The sequence below is a fragment of the Rhizobium sp. 01N48 genome, assembly GCF_056399145.1.
This window is the reverse complement of sequence record NZ_JBFTQT010000022.1, coordinates 1-1,139: the sequence shown is the minus strand read 5'-3', so window position 1 is coordinate 1,139 and position 1,139 is coordinate 1. Positions and strand designations below refer to the sequence as shown.

The following is a 1,139-nucleotide window of genomic DNA, read 5'->3' as shown; positions in this document are numbered from 1 at the left end:
CAGAGCGACTGTCTTGCCGGTCAAGCGTTTTGCCATGGTTTGTTGTCCCTGATGATGGCGTTGAGAATGGTGAGCAGCTTGCGCATGGCGGCAACTATGGCCGCCTTCTTGGTCTTGCCGGCTTCGACCAATCTGTTTCGGAAGGCCTTCAGCGCAGGATTGTGACGGCAGGCCACCAGAGCAGCCATGAACAGCGCCGTGCGCACCACCGCCCGACCGCCGCCGATGAAGCTTCGGCCGCGCCATTGGCCCGACTGGCGCGTCCATGGCGCAAGGCCGGCAAGCGCGGCGATCTGCCGTCGGTCCAGACTGCCAAGCTCCGGCATCTCGGCCAGCAGCGTGCGAGCGGTGATGTGTCCGACCCCCGGCACCGAGCTCAGAAGCGCCTCGCGCACCTGCCACAGAGGCGACTTGCGGATATGAGCGTCGAGCTCGCCGTCCAGGCTTTCGAGCTCGCGCCTGAGCGCGGCGAGCAGCCGCCTGATGCTCTTTTGCGCCTCCTTGGCCAGTGCCATACGCAGCCGTTGCTCCTCGGCCGTGATCATCGAAACGATCTGCCGGCGGCGGGAAACAAGGGCCGACAACGCTTGGCTTTGCGCATCGCGCAGCGGCCGGATCTGCGGCTTGGTCGCCGCCGCGAAGCGGGCAATCACGGCTGCATCGATCGGATCCGTCTTGGCCCGCCTTCCCAAGGCATGGGCATAGGCTCGCACCTGAGCCGGATTGACCACGACAACGACAATGCCAGCACCCGAAAGGGCGGCGACGCAAAGCATCTCGTAGCCACCAGTCGCCTCCAGAGCGACGATGTCGGCTCCGTCCTGCAAGAGACGCGCGCAAAGCCTGTCCAGGCCATCATGGTCATTGGTGACCACGAAACTCTCGCCCGACGCCAACACATGCACGTCAAGACGATCCTTCGAAACATCAATGCCGACTACATTGTCCATCTTGTCCCATCCTTGTCTAAGCGGGCTTTGCTTGCGCAAGCGGCCCTGGCGACTGTTCGGGTTCGATGGAACGACGGACCTGGCCCCGGCTCTGACGCGGGCTTTAACGCCCAAGGGGGTAGCGGGCTCCGGTCCGTCACCGCAGGGAGGAGCTAGATCCGATGCGGCAATCGTCAAGTTACAAGGGGG

General features: G+C 63.9%; 1 protein-coding gene. It reads right to left on the bottom strand.

Going from position 1 to position 1,139, the window contains the following annotated elements; all coding sequences use genetic code 11:
* Positions 1-20: 20 nt before the first annotated feature.
* Positions 21-950 carry an IS110 family RNA-guided transposase gene (locus AC1DOG_RS23125; protein ID WP_477931342.1) on the bottom strand — a complete coding sequence of 310 codons (930 nt, stop codon included), beginning with the start codon at positions 948-950 and terminating at the stop codon, positions 21-23.
* Positions 951-1,139 lie beyond the last annotated feature (189 nt).

What these genes read in the sequence shown, in the direction of transcription:
- AC1DOG_RS23125 (WP_477931342.1), bottom strand. Translation starts at nt 950, where the DNA reads ATGGACAATGTAGTCGGCATTGATGTTTCGAAGGATCGTCTTGACGTG.